This is a genomic window from Streptomyces sp. NPDC041191, assembly GCF_055591945.1.
Genome location: NZ_JBVIZC010000015.1, coordinates 89,598 through 107,517 on the forward strand (window position 1 = coordinate 89,598; position 17,920 = coordinate 107,517).

The 17,920-nt window shown below is 72.7% G+C and carries 15 protein-coding genes and 3 pseudogenes; 9 read left to right on the forward strand and 9 right to left on the reverse strand.

The genetic code is table 11. The annotated features are described in order from the left end of the window. The first annotated feature begins 178 nt into the window (after positions 1–178). Positions 179–2,416 (forward strand): MMPL family transporter, encoded by a 2,238-nt coding sequence (locus ACZ6AQ_RS26515; RefSeq protein WP_468762994.1) that lies wholly within the window; start codon positions 179–181, stop codon positions 2,414–2,416. A 77-nt stretch (positions 2,417–2,493) separates the two neighbouring features. Next, a complete protein-coding gene (locus ACZ6AQ_RS26520; RefSeq protein WP_468762996.1) occupies positions 2,494–2,826 on the forward strand; it encodes an SCO0607 family lipoprotein in 333 nt (110 codons plus the stop codon). Positions 2,827–3,755: 929 nt separating this feature from the next. Here the strand turns inward: ACZ6AQ_RS26520 and ACZ6AQ_RS26525 are convergent. The 4 genes and pseudogenes from ACZ6AQ_RS26525 to ACZ6AQ_RS26540 form a co-directional block, all read right to left on the reverse strand. Then, positions 3,756–5,228 (reverse strand): hypothetical protein, encoded by a 1,473-nt coding sequence (locus ACZ6AQ_RS26525; RefSeq protein ID WP_468762998.1) that lies wholly within the window; start codon positions 5,226–5,228, stop codon positions 3,756–3,758. A gap of 306 nt (positions 5,229–5,534) precedes the next feature. Beyond that, positions 5,535–5,624: a putative leader peptide gene (locus ACZ6AQ_RS26530; protein ID WP_468763000.1), complete on the reverse strand. Its 90-nt coding sequence runs from the start codon at positions 5,622–5,624 to the stop codon at positions 5,535–5,537. Between the two features lie 871 nt (positions 5,625–6,495). Next, positions 6,496–6,762, reverse strand: a pseudogene (locus tag ACZ6AQ_RS26535) (hypothetical protein); the annotation flags it as partial. Beyond that, positions 6,762–6,995 carry a hypothetical protein gene (locus ACZ6AQ_RS26540; RefSeq protein ID WP_468763002.1) on the reverse strand — a complete coding sequence of 78 codons (234 nt, stop codon included), beginning with the start codon at positions 6,993–6,995 and terminating at the stop codon, positions 6,762–6,764. The gene ACZ6AQ_RS26540 and the pseudogene ACZ6AQ_RS26535, both read right to left, overlap by 1 nt. 417 nt (positions 6,996–7,412) lie before the next feature. Here ACZ6AQ_RS26540 and ACZ6AQ_RS26545 point away from each other — a divergent pair, with 417 nt between their 5' ends. Beyond that, positions 7,413–7,811: a hypothetical protein gene (locus ACZ6AQ_RS26545; RefSeq protein WP_468763004.1), complete on the forward strand. Its 399-nt coding sequence runs from the start codon at positions 7,413–7,415 to the stop codon at positions 7,809–7,811. Between the two features lie 90 nt (positions 7,812–7,901). Next, positions 7,902–8,453 (forward strand): hypothetical protein, encoded by a 552-nt coding sequence (locus ACZ6AQ_RS26550; protein WP_468763006.1) that lies wholly within the window; start codon positions 7,902–7,904, stop codon positions 8,451–8,453. Here ACZ6AQ_RS26550 and ACZ6AQ_RS26555 read toward each other — a convergent pair. Beyond that, positions 8,371–9,138, reverse strand: a pseudogene (locus tag ACZ6AQ_RS26555) (helix-turn-helix domain-containing protein); the annotation flags it as partial. The gene ACZ6AQ_RS26550 and the pseudogene ACZ6AQ_RS26555 overlap by 83 nt on opposite strands. 75 nt (positions 9,139–9,213) lie before the next feature. After that, positions 9,214–9,636, reverse strand: coding sequence for a YjbQ family protein (locus ACZ6AQ_RS26560; RefSeq protein WP_468763008.1), 423 nt, complete (start codon positions 9,634–9,636; stop codon positions 9,214–9,216). 75 nt (positions 9,637–9,711) lie between these two features. On the opposite strand from ACZ6AQ_RS26560, the pseudogene ACZ6AQ_RS26565 reads away from it, so the two are divergent. Beyond that, positions 9,712–9,933: pseudogene (locus tag ACZ6AQ_RS26565) on the forward strand (hypothetical protein); the annotation flags it as partial. A gap of 138 nt (positions 9,934–10,071) precedes the next feature. On the opposite strand, the gene ACZ6AQ_RS26570 reads toward ACZ6AQ_RS26565, so the two are convergent. Next, entirely contained in the window at positions 10,072–11,103 is a 1,032-nt protein-coding gene (locus ACZ6AQ_RS26570) for a LacI family DNA-binding transcriptional regulator (RefSeq protein ID WP_468763010.1), read from the reverse strand. A 370-nt stretch (positions 11,104–11,473) separates the two neighbouring features. Here ACZ6AQ_RS26570 and ACZ6AQ_RS26575 point away from each other — a divergent pair, with 370 nt between their 5' ends. The 4 genes from ACZ6AQ_RS26575 to ACZ6AQ_RS26590 all read left to right on the forward strand — a co-directional run bounded on the left by ACZ6AQ_RS26575 (position 11,474) and on the right by ACZ6AQ_RS26590 (position 16,337). After that, positions 11,474–12,802 (forward strand): ABC transporter substrate-binding protein, encoded by a 1,329-nt coding sequence (locus ACZ6AQ_RS26575; RefSeq protein ID WP_468763012.1) that lies wholly within the window; start codon positions 11,474–11,476, stop codon positions 12,800–12,802. Positions 12,803–12,893: 91 nt separating this feature from the next. Next, on the forward strand, positions 12,894–13,898 hold the full coding sequence (locus ACZ6AQ_RS26580; RefSeq protein ID WP_468763014.1) for a carbohydrate ABC transporter permease: 1,005 nt from the start codon (positions 12,894–12,896) through the stop codon (positions 13,896–13,898). A 4-nt stretch (positions 13,899–13,902) separates the two neighbouring features. Further along, positions 13,903–14,823: a carbohydrate ABC transporter permease gene (locus ACZ6AQ_RS26585; RefSeq protein WP_468763016.1), complete on the forward strand. Its 921-nt coding sequence runs from the start codon at positions 13,903–13,905 to the stop codon at positions 14,821–14,823. 68 nt (positions 14,824–14,891) lie between these two features. Further along, complete coding sequence (locus tag ACZ6AQ_RS26590) at positions 14,892–16,337, forward strand: GH1 family beta-glucosidase (protein WP_468763018.1); 1,446 nt, start codon at positions 14,892–14,894, stop codon at positions 16,335–16,337. Between the two features lie 65 nt (positions 16,338–16,402). Here ACZ6AQ_RS26590 and ACZ6AQ_RS26595 read toward each other — a convergent pair whose 3' ends face one another. Together ACZ6AQ_RS26595 and ACZ6AQ_RS26600 are read right to left on the reverse strand one after the other, a co-directional pair. Beyond that, the gene (locus tag ACZ6AQ_RS26595) at positions 16,403–16,873 is read right to left on the reverse strand and encodes a hypothetical protein (protein WP_388695598.1); all 471 of its coding nucleotides are present in this window, start codon (positions 16,871–16,873) and stop codon (positions 16,403–16,405) included. Between the two features lie 171 nt (positions 16,874–17,044). Next, positions 17,045–17,797 carry a helix-turn-helix domain-containing protein gene (locus ACZ6AQ_RS26600; RefSeq protein ID WP_468763020.1) on the reverse strand — a complete coding sequence of 251 codons (753 nt, stop codon included), beginning with the start codon at positions 17,795–17,797 and terminating at the stop codon, positions 17,045–17,047. Between the last annotated feature and the right edge of the window lie 123 nt (positions 17,798–17,920).

Below are 17,920 nucleotides of genomic sequence, written 5' to 3' on the forward strand. Positions count from 1 at the left end.
GGGCCGGGCGGTCCGGGGCCGTGCTCCCAGCGGGTTTCTCGTTCCCGGCTCCGAGGTGCGGGCCGCGCGCCGCTGATGTGCTGGACACGTGCCGGAACCACCCGGCACGGGGCGCCGCCCCGGACGACCACGGTCCCGTGGCCCCCGCTCGTCCCCGTACCCCTCCCGGAGGCTTTCCGTGATCCGTGCCCTGACCGGTTTCTCGACGCGCAGACCCTGGCGGGTCATCGCCGTGTGGGCGGTGGTCGGCGTCTTCGTGGCGCTCATCGGCCAATCGCTCGTCTTCCGCGTGACGCACACCGACAGCGCCGGCTTCCTGCCCCCCGAGTACGACGCGGCCGCCGCGCTGCGGGTCGCGCGGGAGGAGTTCGGCGCGGAGCCCGACGCGGACGCGGTGACGGTGCTGGTGGCGCGGCGCGACGGGAGGCCGCTGGAGGAGGCGGACGAGAAGCGCGTACGGGACACGGCACGGAAGCTCAGCGCGACGCGCCTGGAGATGCCGTGGACGGACGAGCAGATACCGGGGCTCTCCACGGACTACTCCCAGGTCCCCCGCGTGGCACCGGCGATGACCGCCCCCGACAAGTCGTTCGCGCTGCTCGGCGCGCGGCTGCGGGGCAACTCCACCGACCCCGGCATGCACTCCCTGTACCGGGTCTTCCACGACCGGACCCAGCAGGAGTTCGGCGAAGCCGGGCTGCGCACCGGGTTCACGGGGGGCCTGGCGGACGTGGTGGACCGCGCCGACGCGGAGGAGGGCACGCAGAAGGCGGTCGGCCTGGTGATGGTCGGGCTGATCGTCCTGATCAACGTCCTGGTGTTCCGCAGCGTCCTGGCCGCGTTCGTGCCGCTGTTCGCGGTGTCCGTCGTGGGCGGGGCCGCCGCCGGCACGGTCGTGGGAGCGGCCCTCCTGACCGGTTTCGAACTGGACCCGGGCACCCCGAGCATGATCGGCACCGTGCTGATCGGCATCGGCGTCGACTACTTCCTCTTCCTGTTGTTCCGCTTCCGCGAGGAGCTGCGACGCCGGCCGGAGGAGGACCACCGCACGGTGGCCGCGGACGTGTCCGGCCGGGTGGGCACCGCGGTGACCTCGGCGGCGCTGACGATCGTGGCGGCCTTCGCGACGCTCGGCACGGCGACGTTCGGGCAGTTCCGGGTGCTCGGCCCCTCGGTGGCGGTGTCGGTGCTGGTGATGCTGGTGGCGAGCCTGACCCTGATGCCGGCGCTGCTGGCGGTGACCGGGCGGAAGATGTTCTGGCCGTCGCGGACCCTCGCGAAGGCCGGGCGGGCCGGTTCCGCGGGCCGCGCCGGCGAGCTGGTGGCACGCCGGCCGCTGCTGGTGCTCGTGGCGTCGGTCGCCCTCCTCGGCGCGCTCGCGGCCGGCACGGTGGGCGTCCGCATGGACTTCGGCACCGGCGGCACCCCGCCCGACACGGCGGCCGCCGCGACGGCGCGGGAGATCGCCGGCGCCCTGCCGCCGGGCGTGTCCGATCCGACGACGGTGTACATCACCGCCGACGACGGCCGGCCCCTGGACCCCGCCGTACCGGCCGCCCTGCGCCGGGCGCTGTCCGGGGTGGCCGGGGTGGGCACGGTGGCCGCCCCCGTGTTCGACGCCGACCGCACCGCCGCCCGGCTGGACGCCCACCTGACGGTGGACTCGCAGTCGCAGCGCGCCCGGGACCTCGTGGCGGGCCCGGTGCGCCAGGCCGTCCGGGAGGCGACGCCGGCCGGGGCGACCGCGCACGTGGGCGGCACGGCGGCCGTGTTCGCCGACGTGGCGACGGCGGTCGACCGGGACCTGCGGACGGTGTTCCCGGTGGCCACGGCGCTGATCGCGCTGATCCTGGTGGTGCTGCTGCGCAGCCTCGCGGCCCCGGTGGTGCTGCTGCTCGCGGTCGGCCTGTGCTTCGCGGCGACGTTCGGCGCCTCCGCGCTGGTCTTCCAGCACATCGGCGGCGAGCCGGGCGTGAACTTCGTCCTGCCGCTGGTGCTGTTCCTGTTCGTGGTGGCGCTGGGCACCGACTACAACATCCTCGTCAGCGACCGTCTGCGCGAGGAGATGGCCCACGGGGGCCCGGTCCGCGACGCCGTGTCCCGCGCGGTGCGGCACACGGCGCCGGCCGTCGCCACGGCGGGCGTGGTCCTCGCGGCCTCCTTCGGCACCCTCATGGTGAACGCGGACCCCTCCACCCGTCAGCTGGGCTTCGCGACGGCCCTGGGTATCCTCCTGTCCGCCTTCGTCCTGTCGCTCCTGCTGGTGCCGGCGGCCACGGCGCTGCTGGGCCGGGGCATGTGGTGGCCGGTGCGCGGAACGCGGAGCCGTAGGGAAGCGACCCGCTCCGCGCCCGCCCGCGACGGCTCCGGGGCTCCTTCCGGCACGTCCGGTGAGTACGTCCGGTCGCACCCCTGAGTACGCGTACTCAGGGCAGGGCGGCCCCGGGCGGTCAGATTGGGTGCGCAGCCGAAGACCGGAGGAGACCCATGCGCATGCCCGGCAGGACCCGTCACGCCGCCGTCCCCCGATCCGCGAAGGGCCGCGTCGTCGTCGCCCTCGCGGGCGCGGCCTCGATCGTGCTGCTCGCCGGATGCGCGGGGATCGGGTACCGGGAGGACGTCTGCGGCGGCGGGGAGTACCCCGTCCTGTCCGTGGGCGGTACCGGCTCCGCCTGCGTCCCGGACGCGGAGCAGCCCCCCGCCGGGTTCGCGCGGTACCCGGCGGGCAAGGTGCCGCGGCAGGTCGGCGACGAGTGGGACGCCTACTGGGACACCCACACGCTCGACAAGGACGGCAACGTCGTCGGGGCCCCCGCCGCGGAGTGACCCGGGGAACCGGCGCTCCCCGGGCGAACGGGGCCGGGATCTCCCGCCGGGCCCCGTCCGGGGCCCGGTCCGCCCGGTCACCCCAGGAAGCTCAGCCGCACCTGCCGCTCCGGATTGTCCTTGTTCGTGTCCACCAACCTCCGCAAGGACAACCCCAGCCATCCGGGTTGCGACGGACACAGGCCGATGCCTGGTCATCCCGCACCCGTACCGTGGGCGTCACACATTGAGACTGCGGAGCGCTTCGTCGCTCCCGGAGCAACACCCGCGGGCGCAGGGACAACTGCATGTCAGTGGTCGATTCCCTCTCCTCCCCCGAGCAACCCCCGCGGGCGCGGGGACAACGCGACTGAAGCGACTGTAGATGCCTATATATGACACGCACGCGCACGGTCTGTACTGCTGATATGCCGAGCTTCAGTCGCTTCGGTCGCTAGCAGTACGTACTCAAGTGCTCTGACCTGGTATTTTCCGCAGCGACTGAGCTGAGCGACGGTAGCTGCCCTTCAGTCGCTGGGCTCTGTGCCTCAGCGACTCAACCGCTTCGGAACCGGCATTTCCCGTTCGAAGCGACTCCGTCAGGAGGACTGTGAAGCAAGACATCAGGAAGTCGGGGAAGTGGCGGGGCGGAGCAGGCCGACGATCGTCAGGGCGCGCACCTGGTCGGGGGCCCACCATCGAGTGAGGGCGGCGGAAATGGCTTCCTCTGCAGGTCATACAGGGGGCACCACGGTCCGGGCCACGAAGCCGCCCGGGCCCGGTAGGCCAGGGCGGGGCCCGGCGAGCTGTGCGATCAGGGTGCGGGCCGGCGGGTCTCCAGCGGGGCGGCGTCCTCGACCAGGTGCAGCTGGGCGAAGGCGCCGACCGTGTCGCTGGCGTCGAGCAGGCCGCGGACGAGGTCCGGTGGGAGAGCGAGCGTCCGGCGGGGCTCAGCCCGCGGTGATCCGCAGGACGCCGGTGACCGTGCCCTGGAGGTAGGCGCCGTCCGGGGCGACGGTGCCGGCCATCTGGAGCGTGTCGTACAGGAATCCGATGCCGAGCTGCTTGGAGCGGGTGACGCGGCCCGTCTCCGGGTCGATCTGGACGTAGCGGTACGGGTCGAGGATGCCTGTCCCCTTGGTGCCGGGGATCAGCGGGTCGCGCACGACGGTGTGCAGGGTGTTCGTGGCGGTGGACAGCTTCGGGACGGCCGCCGAGCGCAGGGCGTTGTCCCAGACCTTGGCGCAGCCGGTGCCGTCGGGGTGGATGTCCACCCGGGTCAGGCCGCCGGCGAAGTCGGCCGAGGAGGGCACGGACGGTCCCGCGCCGTCCGGGAGTGCCGGGTACGGGTAGCCGTAGGTGCCGGCGACGAAGACGCTGTTGCCCGCGCCGATCGGCGAGTTCTCGCTGCCGGGGCCGCCGGCGGCCTGGAGAACGGGGATCGAGCAGATCTCGCCGCCGTCGGCGGTGCGGTACACCTTGAGGCGGACGGTGGTGTCGGCGTTGTCGACGATCGCGACGTAGTCGGTGCCGGTCTTCGGGCCGAGGAAAGTGGGGGTGGAGCCGCTGCCCCAGCTCAGCAGGCCCGGCTTGCGGGCCTGGCCCCGGTCGTACGCCTGCCGCCAGACGGTCCTCGGCGTGCCGTCGGGGCCCGCGGTGAGCAGGTAGGTGGCGTGGGTGCTGGTGACGGCGGTGCCCTCGGGGGCGGTGGAGATGCTGTTGGCGACGCGCTCGCCGGCCGGGAGCCGCAGGGTGCCGATCCGCCCGGTCCGGTCGTCGGCGAGGCCGACCACGCCGTTGCCGGTGGCGAACCAGACGCGTCCCTGCCAGTCCGGCGAGAGGCCGGTGACCGCGTCGTCGGCGGGGACGGCGGAGGCGAGGGAGAGGCTGCGGTCGACAAAGAGGCGCCAGGCGCCGGAGGCGTCCTTGCGGTGGGCGACGCGCAGGAGGCTGTTGCTCCCGTCCACGACGACGAGCCGGTCCTCGGCGTCCAGGTAGGCGTAGACGCCGCCGAGGAGCGAACCCTTGGTGAGCTGGAGGGTGGTGAGGGAGGAGCCGTCTGCCGGGTTCAGCAGGTGGACCGTCGGGACGCGGCCGAGGATCGGGGTGCACAGCACGACCGGGTAGCCGTCGGAGCCGACGAGGACGGTGGGGCAGGCGGAGGCGAGCGCCACCCGCTTCGAGGCCAGGGTGCCCGCGCCGGGGCCCGCCAGCGGGGTGGTGTCCGAGGAGCCGGTGTCCCCGTGCATGGTGGCGGTCCCGTCGGGGCCCGCATACGGGTTGTGCGGCGGTACGGGCAGGAGGCTCTCCGCGGTGGGGGCCGCTCCGGCGGGGACGGCGGTGGCCGCGAGGGCGAGGGCGGAGACCAGCGCGGCGATCAGGTGCCTGCGGCGGGCGCGGGGGCGCGCGGACGGGATGGTCATGACGAGGACGGTTTCCTTCCGGAGGGAACGGGCGTGGAGGCGCGTGCGCACGGGGGCGGCCCGTACCGGCGGAGTCCGGCGGGTACGGGCTGTGGGGAGCCCGTACGGGCGGAGTGGTGCGTACGGGCGGGGCGGCGGGCACGGCCGGGCGGGCCCCGGGGTCCCCCGGATCGGGAACTCCCGGGATCGCCGGGAGGGGGAGGGGCCGGTGGGGACGGCTGGGTATTACGCGGCCGGGGTCCGACTACGGGCGGACGGCGGCGCGCGGAGAGGGCGCCGGGCGACGGCCGGGGCGGTGCCCCGGGGTCAGTGTCCGCTACAGAGGGCGCCGGACGTGCGCGCGAGGTCGACGTGACGTCGTCGCGTGAGGGTTGCCCGACTGCTCTTCATGTACATGATCGAAGCAGGTGCCCGTCGACGGGGTCAAGGTGCACCGGCCGGCGTTCCACGAAGTGGGACGGCGTCCATCGGCCTGTACGGCGGTCACCCCCCCATCACCATCACCCTGACCTCGCCGGGCCCGGACCGTCGAAAAGTTCTGCGAACGTGGACGGGGGAGCACGGCGAGACGGTGGTCAAGTGACCAGCGGCGCAACCTCCCTTAGAACAAGCACCGTCCGTCCGAGCACCGCGTATACCGCTCCCCTCCCGGGGAAAGCCGCAGGCAGGACGGTCCGCACGAGCGTTCCGGGGAGTTGGCACCGCGCACCGTCCGACCGACCGATGGCCATCGCGGTACGAGGGGGGGGCGGGACGCCGCCGTCGACGCGTTCTTCGAGTGCGCGCCGCGGGCCTGTTCGCGCGGCAGTGGCCGGCCCACCAGCCCGCCGGTTGCAGCAGCCGCGACCGCATAGCCGTCCGGGAGGCAGCAGGGCGTCTGCTGCCCGAGTAAAGCTGCCCGTGCAGCACCCGCGTGCCGTCTGGGCCGTGCGAATACTGCGCTGCGCTCCTCAGCGGCGTGCAGCAGGCGACTCGCACTCTTCACACCAGGAGCAGCAAGACGTCGGCGGTCGAGCGGCAGGAGGTGCCGTATCCCGTCGGTGATGACCGTCGGCGGCCGGGGAGGGAGTGCGTGACGCCCGTCGTGGAACCGTCGCCGAGAGGGCAGGGCGCTTCACCGCTGCCTGAAACGCCGTGCGTCGGTGTGAGAGCGTTTCAGGGCCGTGATCGTCGGCTCGGAGCACTCGGAGCCCTGAGGGCGTCAGAGTGACACAGACGGCTGTACAGCGCCGGGAAGGACCATGCACGCCAGAGGGGCGGGGCAGGCCTCAAAGTAGGCGACGACGACCACGGTCCGAAGGGCCGTGACCCAGTACAGGAGCCGGACCCGCTCGACTTCGTCGGCGTACTCGCGCAGCTGGGGGCCGGCGGCGCTGCCGGGGATCGGCTCGCCGACCTCGGGGTCGACGGAGACGACGACCAGGGCGCGGTCCAGGGCGTGGATCTCCGCCTCGCTGGTGATGTTCTCCAGCTGCTCGGCGGCGGAGTCGGAGAACGCGATCCGGGCGCGGCGGCGGCCGTGCGGTGGGGCCATCAGGCGACGGCCGGGCGCTGGGAGGCGAGGCGGGCGAGGTGGGCCTCGCGCAGCTCCTCCCAGGGGGTGCACTGCTCGGGGTCGGGCAGGCCGTTGGTGGCGATGTCCTCCAGAATGGCGGCGAACCGGTCGGCGTCGGCGCGGGTCTTGGCCGCGTACGCGCGGACGGCGTCGGCGGCCGAGGGCTCCAGCTGCCGGGCGGTGGTGTCGGCGGGGGCCGGCTTTTCGCTCATCGAGGGCTCCAGAGGGCAGAACTGGCGTTGCTCACCACGGTATCGCCGGGCCAAGGGGGCGGGGACCGCTCCGGCCGAATTGGGCATCGGTTGCACTCCGTAGCCGCATCCGGTGGAGTGTCACGCTGTTCGGCGCGAGGCCCGGAATTCGGGGGTCGACCCCGTAATCATGGGGCCGAATGACAGCGTGACACCCCAACGTGACAGCCGGATCGAGGGCGCGTGACACACGAGCGTGACAGCATGACAGTCACCCCTGGTGATCAGCAGGTGGGGCGGGCGCGGGCGTCCTCTGACATCGAACCTGAACCGATTGCCAATGAGGTTGGACCGTTGCACGGCCCGTGTCATCGAACCTTGACCGCCCTGGTCAGGCCCTCGCAGGGCGGTGTCATACCCATGCTGGATGATCCAGCCATGCTGATTGCGACCAACGAACGTGGCCACGTGGTGAAGCGCGCCACCAAGCCCGCCATCGGAACGATGCTGGCCAACCTGCGGCAGGGCAACACCCACATGGTCGTGGAACGGGTGGACGGGGAACTGCCTGGCGACTGGTACATCCAGGTCCTGCTGCGCGAGAACAACACCTACCAGCTCGAATATCGAGATGGCGTGCCCGAGCAGCACTTCCAGACCATAACGGTGTCCCAGGAGAAGGTCCTGACGGCCCTGCTCGGCTGGGCTGCCGCGAAGCCGGGCTGGCAGAACGCCTTCATGTGGAACAACATCGGCGAGCAGTTCATCTCCAGCGACCAGGATGCACCGGAGTCGGCCTACGGTGGGGAGCAGGCTGCGAAGCCCGGGGTCGTCTGACCAGGGCGATCAAGGTTGGATGGCACGAACCGTGCAACGGTCCAGCCTCATTGGCAATCGGTCCGGGTTCGATGTCAGAGGACAGCGGGCATGGAACGCGGCGAGCGCTCCGGCGGCCTCGGGTTCGGTGGTGGCGAGCCGGGCCGCGAACGCCAGCTCGTCGACGCCGGCGCCGGGGACCAGGCGGGCGAGTTCGGCAAGCAGCGCAGCGTGGGCGAGGACCGGCGGCGGCAGGAGGTCGGCGGTGGCTTCGCGGGCGGCCGGGTCGCGGTAGTGCCCGCGGTGCGCGGCCAGGGCGCGGGCGAGCCAGGCGTCGACGTCGGCCTGGCCGTACCCGTCGGCTCGCCGGGTCAGCTCGTCCCGGGCGGCTTCGTCCCCGTCGGCCGGCTCGGTCTGCTCCAGGGTGCGGAGCTCGGTCTGCTCCAGGGTGCGGAGCTCGCACAGCGCCTGGAGCTCGTCGGCGCGGGCCGCGACCCGCTGCGCCTCGCGCAGCTCGGCCTCACGGTCGGCGGCGGCCGCGGCTTCGGCGGCAAGCTCCGCCCGAACGACGTCGTCGGCGCCCGGGTCGTAGACGGTGCCCGCCGGCGCGACGGCGAGCAGCTGGTCGATGCGCTCCCACTCCGCGAGCGTGGAAGTAGGTGATGCCGTGGGTGCGGCGGTAGGTGGCCGGCAGTCGGTCGGGATGGCTCTGTTCGGCCCAGCAGGAGCCGGCGGTGGGGCGGATGCCCAGCGGCCCGAACTCATCGAAGGCGAACGTGCGGTCCGGCCGCTCGTTGACCGCGTACTCGATCCGGGCGAGCTTGGCGTCGAAGGCCGGGTCCGGGGAATCCTTCCAGGTCTTCGTCCGCTGGAAGGTGATCCCGCGGCGGGCCAGTAAGCACCGCAGGGCCTCGCGGCCGATGCGGACGGGCCTGGCGATGTTGCGGCGCAGGTGGTCGGAAAGCTTGCGGACCGACCAGCGGGTGAAGGGCTTGCCCAGCACGGTCGGGCGGGTGGTGGCCGTCTGGATGACGAAGTCCTCGTCGTCACGGTTCAGCAGGCGGGGACGGCCTCCCGCCCACTGAGGGTTGAGGCATACGAGCCCGATCTCGTTGAAGCGGTGGATCACGTCGCGGACGGTGTCCTCGTCCGCCTGGACCAGACGCGCGATCACCGGGACCGTGCTGCCGCCGGCCGAGGCCAGCAGCATCGTCGCCCGCCGGAACCGCACCGAGCCGGTACTGCCCCGCCGAACGATGTGCTGGAGCTTCTGTCCCTCCTGCTCCGTCAGCCTGCGGACCCTGACCGGTGGTGCCGTCCCGCCTCCCCTGCTGGTTGGAAGCGACATCGCTTCCAACCAGCACAACGAGCAACCCGGTGAACCTATGCGGTCACAGCACCAGGACGATCTTGATCGCCCCGATCAGCTCAGGAAGCTCAACCGCACTTGACGGTTGGGATTAGAGATGTTGGTGTCCACCAGGCACACCGACTGCCAGGTTCCGAGGGCCAGTTCGCCGCCGATCACGGGGAGCGTGGCGTGCGGGGGGACGAGGGCCGGCAGGACGTGGTCGCGGCCGTGGCCCCGGCTTCCGTGGCGGTGCTGCCAGCGTTCGTCGGCGGGGAGGAGGCCGTGGAGGACTGCCAGCAGGTCGTCGTCGCTCCCCGCGCCGGTCTCGATCAGCGCCACTCCCGTGGTCGCGTGCGGGGTGAAGACGTTGAGGAGTCCGTCCCGGCCCTGCGCCACCTCCGCCAGGAAGGAGGCGCACGCGCGGGTCAGGTCGTGGACCCTCTCCGACGTGCCGGTGGTGATGTCCAGGGTGCGGGTCTCGAATCCGTGGCTCATCGCCCCATGGTGGCCGACCTGGCGGTCCTCTCAAACTCTCCACGCGGACGGCTCCGGCCCCGCCGTCCCGTCATGCCGCCGGGCCGCCGCGGAAGCCGCTCCGGAGGGCGGTCGTGCCGGCCGCCCGTGCCGCCGGGCCGGGCGCGGACATTCGACCGGATGTGCGACCCGGCCTACACGGGCAACGCCCGCAACGGGAACAGCATGTCGGGCGCGCTGCCGGACGCCCCGCTCTCGGGCCAGTGGTTCTCGGCCCGGTTCCAGGAGTTCCTGAAGAACGCCCACCCGGCGCTGTGACGCCCCGGGGGTGAACCCGCGGCCGGCCGGGACCCGCCCTCCCGGCCGGCCGCGGCCGTTCCCGGGAACGGCCGCACGGAGGAGGGACGGCGGCGCCGGTCCCGTACGGCCCCTCGACGGGACTCCCGTACGGCCCCCTCAACCGGACTCGCGCACGACCAGCTCCGTCGGCAGCACGTGCCGGCGGGGCCGCTCCGGTTCCTCCGGTCCTTCCGCGATCTCCCGGAGCAGCATCCGCGCCATCGTCCGGCCCATCTCCTCGATCGGCTGTCGCACGCTGGTCAGCGGCGGGTCCATGAGCCGTGCCAGCGGGGAGTCGTCGACCCCCACGAGGGCGACGTCCCCGGGCACGCGGCGGCCCGCCTCCCGCAGCGCCCCGCGCGCCCCGGCCGCCATCACGTCGGACGCGGCGAAGACCGCGTCCAGGTCCGGTCGGCGGTCGAGCAGCAGCCGCACGGCCCGCCGGCCGCCCTCCTCGGTGAAGTCGGCCGGCGCGACCAGTTCCTCGTCGGGCGCGAGGCCCGCCTCCGCGAGGCCGGCCCGGTAGCCGCCGAGCCGGGCGCGCGCCACGTACATGTCGAGGGGCCCGGTGACGGTCGCGATCCGGTTCCGGCCCTGCCCCACGAGGTGGGCGACGGCCGCCCGGCCCGCCCCGATGTTGTCGGAGTCCACGTACGGCACGGGCTCGGCCTCCCTGCGGCGGCCGTTCATGACGACCGGGAGGCCGAGTTCCCCGATCCGGTCGGGCAGCGGGTCGTCGCCGTGGACGGAGGCGAGCAGCACCCCGTCGACGCGCTGGGCGGCGAGGTACTGCTCGAACCGCTGCCGCTCCTGCTCGCTGCGGATCAGTGTGAGCAGCAACTGCTTGTCCGCCTCGGCCAGTTCGGCGCTGACGCCCCGAATGAGGTCGAGGAAGTACGGCTCCGCGAAGATCCGCGCCTCGGCCTCGGGGATGACGAGTGCCACGGCGTCGGCGCGGCTGCCCGCGAGGGCGCGGGCGGCCTGATGGGGGACGTAGCCGAGTTCGGCGACGGCGCGGGCGACGGCCGTCCTGGTCCGCTCGCTCACCCGGGGGGAGCCGTTGATGACCCGGGAGACCGTGCCCCGGCCCACCCCGGCCCTGACCGCGACCTGCTCCAGGGTGGGCCGGCCGCTCTGTCGTCCGCTCACGACGTCCGGGACTCCCTTCGTGGGTCGACGTGCCGCTCGGGCGGCCCCCAGCACGATGGGAGCGCTCCCACAATAGACCATCCGAGCCCCCACCCCACCCCGGCCCCGCCCGGGCCCGCGTTCAGGAGTTGACGCGACCGGACCGGTCCGGCGGGCGCGAAACCCCCCGAAAACCTTCCGGTAACGAATCCGCGTTCACGTCTTGACACTCGCACCCGCCAAGCAGCAACCTTCCGACAACGAAGTGGGAGCGCTCCCACTCGGGAGTCGCACAGCCCCGCGACGGGTCCCGACAGGCCGCCGGCGAGCCGCGACCAGCCGTCCGGACCCCTGGCGCACGACGAGCACCACCTTGGACGAGGAGAGTGGAATGGGCACTTCCAGCAGCAGACGCGGACGGCGTACGGCGGTCGCGGCGGTCGTCGCCGCCGCGACCGGCGCGGCCCTGCTCACCGGTTGCGGCAGCGACGACGACGGCAAGGGCGACGGCACGATCACGCTGCGGGTCGGGACCTTCGGTTCGTTCGGTTACGACGACAAGACCGGCGCCAAGCTCTACGCCGAGTACGAGAAGACCCACCCCGGCATCAGGATCGAGGAGTCGAACGTCGCCGACGGGCAGAAGTACTGGGACACGCTGAAGCTGCGCCTCTCCCGCAACAGCGGTCTCGCGGACGTCCAGGCGGTCGAGGTCGGCTTCATCGCCGAGGCGACCGGCCCCACCATGGCGGACAAGTGGGTGGACCTGGGCAAGGAGGGCGGTGCGGACCTCGGCGCCTTCCTCGACTGGAAGGTCAAGCAGGCGACCACCGCCGACGGCAAGGTGATCGGACTCGGCACCGACATCGGCCCCATGGCCGTCTGTTACAACAAGGACCTCTTCGCCAAGGCCGGACTCCCCACCGACCGCGAGGCCGTCGGCAGGCTGTGGGCCGGCGACTGGGCCAAGTTCCTGGAGGTCGGGAAGACCTACCAGAAGAACGCGCCCGCCGGGACCGCCTTCCACGACTCGGCGAGCGGCCTCTTCAACGCGGTCGTCTCCGGCGACCCGGTGCAGTACGCCGACGCGGACGGCAAGCTCGACTGGGAGAAGAGCCCCGGCGTGAGGAAGGCGTGGGACACCGCCGTCGCGGCGGCGCGGGGCGGACTCACCGCCAAGCTGCGCCAGTTCGACGAGAAGGGCACCTGGAACGCGGCCTTCAAGAACTCGAAGTTCGCCACGGTCGCCTGCCCGAGCTGGATGACCGGCATCATCAAGGACCAGGCCGGACCCGCCAACCAGGGCAAGTGGGACATCGCCGCGCCGCCGGTGGCCGGCAACTGGGGCGGCGCCTTCCTCGCGGTGCCGAAGTCCGGGAAGCACGTCAAGGAGGCGGCCGAGCTGGCCGCCTGGCTGACCGCCCCGGAGCAGCACGCCAAGGTGTTCGCGGTCAACGGCAACATCCCCTCCTCCAAGGACACGCTCACCTCGGTCACCGTCCAGGAGGCGAAGCTGCCCTACTTCGGCGACACCCCGGTCGGCAAGATCTTCTCCAGCGCGGCGACCAGGATCACCCCCGCCACGATCAGCCGTTACGACGGCCAGGTGAAGACCTTCCTCACCGACAACGGCATCCTCGACATCGAGCAGCGCGGCACCGACCCGGCCAAGGCGTGGGAGAACGTCAAGAAGCTGATCGACGACAAGATCGCCCGGTAACGGGGGACGCCCGCCGGTCCGCCGCCGCCCGCCGGGCGGCGGGCCGGCACCGTCCGCACCAGCGCACGCATCGACCTGGAAGGACGCCCCCGTGGCCACCTCCGTCCGGACGCGGTCCGACGGCTCCCCGCCGCCCGCCGCACCACCCGTCTCCCCCGGCCCGCACGGCCGCCGCCCCGCGCCGGGCACCTGGCGCGGCACCCTCTACCGCTGGGACCTCAAGGCGGTCCCGTACGTCTTCGTCGCCCCCTTCTTCCTCACCTTCGCCGCCTTCGGCCTCTTCCCGCTGATCTACACCGGCTGGCTCTCCCTGCACCGGGTGGAGCTCGGCGGCGAGGCGGAGTGGAAGGGGTTCGAGAACTACACCGACCTCGCGACCAGCGAGTTCTTCTGGAACGCGCTCCTCAACACCTTCACCCTCGGGGTCGTCTCGACCGTTCCGCAGCTGCTCATGGCCCTGGGCCTGGCACACCTGCTCAACTACAAGCTCCGCGGCCGCGGCTTCTTCCGGGTCGCGATCCTCGCCCCGTACGCCACCTCGATCGCGGCGGCGACCCTGGTCTTCGCCCAGCTGTTCAACACCGACTACGGGATGATCAACAGCGTCCTGGAGTGGACCGGCATCGGCCCGGTCGACTGGGAGGCGTCCAAGTGGCCGGCCCAGATCGCGATCTCGACGATCGTCACCTGGCGCTGGACCGGCTACAACGCGCTGATCTACCTGGCCGCCATGCAGGCGGTGCCGCAGGACCTGTACGAGGCGGCCTCCCTGGACGGAGCCTCGCGCTGGCGCCAGTTCCTCAGCGTCACGATCCCCTCCATCCGGCCCACGATCCTCTTCACCATCGTGGTCTCCACCATCGGCGCCACCCAGCTCTTCGGCGAGCCGATGCTCTACGGCGGCAGCGTCGGCATCAGCGGCGGCAGCGGCAACCAGTTCCAGACGCTGAGCCTGCTGATGTACGAGAAGGGCTGGATCACCGGCGCGCTGGGCCAGGCGTCGGCCATCGCCTGGGTGATGCTGCTGCTCCTGCTGATCGTCGGCGGCGTCCAGGCGCTCGTCTCCCGCCACCACCGTGAGAAGCCGGGGGGCTGACCTCATGACCCGCACACTCGACACGCCCCGTCCGAAGCGTCCGGCGCCCCCGGAGGCCCGGAAGTCCGCACCCGGCCGGCGTTTCCGCCGGACGGCCGGCCGGCAGCACCACGCCGGACCGCTGACGTACGTCCTGCTCGCCCTGGCCGCGGCGGTCTCCCTCTTCCCGCTGTACTGGAACGTGGTCGCCGCCTCGCACAGCGGCGAACGGGTCGTGGAGGCCCCGGCGCCGCTGCTGCCCGGCCCCCGCCTCCTGGACAACCTCGCCTTCGCCTGGGACCAGGTCGACATGGGCGAGGCGCTGGTCAACACGACGATCGTGGCGAGCCTGGTGGCCGCGTCCACCGTCCTCTTCTCCACGCTCGCCGGGTTCGCCTTCGCCAAACTCCCCTTCCGGGGACGGACGATGCTGCTCTCGCTGGTGGTGGCGACGATGACGATCCCGCCGCAGCTCAGCGTCATCCCGCTCTACCGGATCGTCACCGACCTGGGCTGGGTCGACCAGCTCCAGTCCGTCGTCCTGCCCTCGCTCGTCGCCGCCTTCGGCGTGTTCTTCATGCGGCAGTTCCTCGTCGAGGCGCTGCCCGTGGAGCTGGTGGAGGCGGCCCGGATGGACGGCGCGCACAGCCTCCGGGTCATCTGGCACGTGGTGTTCCCGGTCGCCCGGCCCGCGATGGCGGTGCTCGGCATGCTGGTCTTCGTCCAGTCGTGGAACGACTTCTTCTGGCCGTTCATCGCACTCACCCCCGACGGCAACCCCACCCTCCAGGTGGCACTCGCCGGACTCGGCGCGGGCAACCACAGCGTGGACCACGCCGTCGTGCTGACCGGCGCCCTGATCTCCACCGTGCCGCTGCTGCTCGTCTTCGCCTTCCTCGGCAAGCACATCGTGGGCGGCATCACGGCCGGCGCCGTCAAGAGCTGACCGGCTCCTCCCCTCCCCTCCCCCAAGTCAACGTACCTACCCCGCAACCGCGTTGGGAGCGCCCCCCTATGACCGCGTCCGAAACCCGGCCGCTCACCGCCACCCGTTCGTTCCCGCCCGGCTTCCTCTGGGGAGCGGCCACCGCCGCGTACCAGATCGAGGGAGCGGCGGCGGAGGACGGCCGCACCCCGTCCATCTGGGACACCTTCTCGCACACCCCCGGCAAGGTCTTCGGGGGCCACACCGGCGACGTGGCCGTGGACCACTACCACCGGTTCCGCGAGGACGTCGGCCTCATGGCCGAACTCGGCCTGAACGCCTACCGGTTCTCCGTCTCCTGGTCCCGGGTGCAGCCCACCGGGCGGGGCCCCGCCGTCCAGAAGGGCCTGGACTTCTACCGGGCGCTCGTGGACGAACTGCTGGCCGCCGGGATCGAGCCGGCCCTGACCCTCTACCACTGGGACCTGCCGCAGGAGCTGGAGGGCGCGGGCGGCTGGCCGGAGCGGGCGACCGCGGAGCGGTTCGCCGAGTACGCGGGGATCGTCGCGGACGCCGTCGGCGACCGGGTCTCCCGGTGGACCACGCTCAACGAGCCGTGGTGCAGCGCCTTCCTGGGATACGGCTCCGGGGTGCACGCCCCCGGCCGGACCGATCCGGTGGACGCCCTGCGCGCCGCCCACCACCTCAACCTCGGGCACGGGCTCGCGGTCCAGGCGCTGCGGGCCGCCCTGCCGGCGGACCGGCGGCAACTCTCCGTCTCCCTCAACCTGCACGAGGTGCGGCCGCTGACCCCCTCCCCCGAGGACCGGGACGCGGTCCGCCGCATCGACGCCGTCGGCAACCGGATCTGGCTGGGACCGATGCTGGAGGGCGCCTACCCGGAGGACCTGTTCGCCGACACCACGCGCCTCACCGACTGGTCCTTCGTACGGGACGGGGACACGGCGACGGCGAGGCAGCCGCTGGACCTGCTGGCGATCAACTACTACGCGCCGACGCTGGTGTCGCACGTCGCGGAGGGGGCCGAGAAGCCGCAGGACGACGGTCACGGCGACAGCGCGCACTCGCCGTGGCCGGGCGCGGACCGGGTCGCCTTCCACCGGGCGCCGGGCGAGCGGACGGCGATGGGCTGGCCGGTCGACGCGGGCGCCCTGTACGACCTGCTGAGGCGGGTGTCGGCCGCGTACCCCGGTCTCCCGCTGGTGATCAGCGAGAACGGCGCGGCGTACGAGGACGTGGTCGGCCCGGACGGTTCGGTGCACGACCCGGAGCGCGCCGCCTATGTGCACGCGCACCTGGAGGCGGTGCACCGGGCGCTCACGGACGGGGTGGACGTGCGCGGCTACTTCCTCTGGTCGCTGCTCGACAACTTCGAGTGGGCGTACGGCTACGCGAAGCGGTTCGGCGCGGTCCGGGTGGACTACGACACCCTGGAGCGGACCCCGAAGTCGAGCGCCCGCTGGTACGCGCGGGTGGCGCGGTCGGGCGAGCTGACGGCTCCGGGCGCGGGCTGAGACGGAGACGCGCGGAGGGCCGTGCCGGGTCACCGGCACGGCCCTCGGGTGTTCTTGACCGCAGGTCAGATGTCGATCACCCGGTAGCCGATGACGTAGATGCCGCCGGAGCCCTCGACGGTGCGCCACTGGGTCTCGGCGCCGACCTCGGAGCCGGTGACCAGGGTGGCGCCGAGCTTGTCGTCGCTGCTGGTGGTGTCGTAGTCCCACAGGGTCAGGGTGCGGGCCTGCTCCTTGCCCAGGATGAGGGCCGTGCTGCCGTTGCCGTCGGTCATGGAGCGGACGTAACCGGTGCCCATCGTCTGGTACTTGAGGCCGCCGCCCGGCCAGACCTTGACGGCGTTGCCGTTGGCGTCGGTGATCTTGAGGTACGCCTCGTCGTGGTCGCCCTCGCTGTTCTTCTGGCAGTGCAGTTCGAGGAGCTCGATCTTCACGTAGTCGATCGGCTCGGCGTGCGCGGTGCCGGCGAAGGCGCCGAGGCTGCCGAGTCCGAGCAGGGCGGTGGCGGCCAGTCGGGCGGTTCGGTTCTTGAGCATGTGGTTCCCCCCACACATCGGGTCACTGGTGTGACATGGAGTCCGGGCCGCCCTCCCGGGCGGATCCGGTGTGCCGTTTCCCCCCGGCACGACACTCACTGTGCCCTGCTCCCCCGGCCCCGCTCTACGCGCGTTCCGCTGGACGGAACGGGGCCGGGAAGGCAGTGCTCCTCAGGGCACGAGGACGGTCGGCGGCACCGTTCTCCGCCGCCCGCCGCCGACGAGCGCCCGGGTGACGGCCGCCCCGGCCCCGGCGACGGCGTGGGCGAGAGCGTCGAGCCGGCACCCCGCCGGGGCCAGGGCGGCGAGGGCCGCGACCGCACGTCCGTCCGGGGCGCGGACCGGCAGGGCGGCGCAGCACACCCCTTCCATCACGTCCTCCCGGTCGAGGACGGCACCACCCCCGCCGGAACCCCGCAGCGCCTTGCCGGCGGCGGTGTCGAGGCGGAACGCGAGGCCGTTCCGTACGGGGAGGAGCGGTTCCAGGTCTCCCGGTACCGAACCGATCGTGAGCGCCATCTCCTCGCGCAGCACCACGAGGACCACGCTCGCTCCGGTGGCGGCCCGGAGCCGCTGGAGGGGCAGCCGGGCGGCGGGGCGGAGGCCGGGATACGGCTCCCACGCCTGGCCGAGGCGGTAGAGCTGCGGGCCGACCCGGTAACGGTTGCCCGTCCTTTCGACGGCACCGACGCACACCAGTTGGTCGAGCAGCCGGTGGACACTGGCCTTGGGCACTCCGCAGGCGAGCGCCAGTTCGGTCACCCCGGCCTCGTCGCCGTTCCGCCGCAACGCGTCGAGCAGCGCGAACGCCCCTTCGAGCACCCCCCGCCCGCGTTCGGCACGCCGCTCCCGGGCCTCTTCCGCCGCGTCCCGCGGCGCGGCCACGCCGACGCCGCCCGTTCCCCGTTCCGTACCCGTGTCCATGAGTCCCCCTCACTTCACACACCCGGGCGCGGTCCCCCGACGGCACGGCTCCGGGCACACCTCCCACCATGCCGCAGACCGGACCTCCCGGCGAAGGGGCTCGGACCGCGCGTCGTGTCGCAC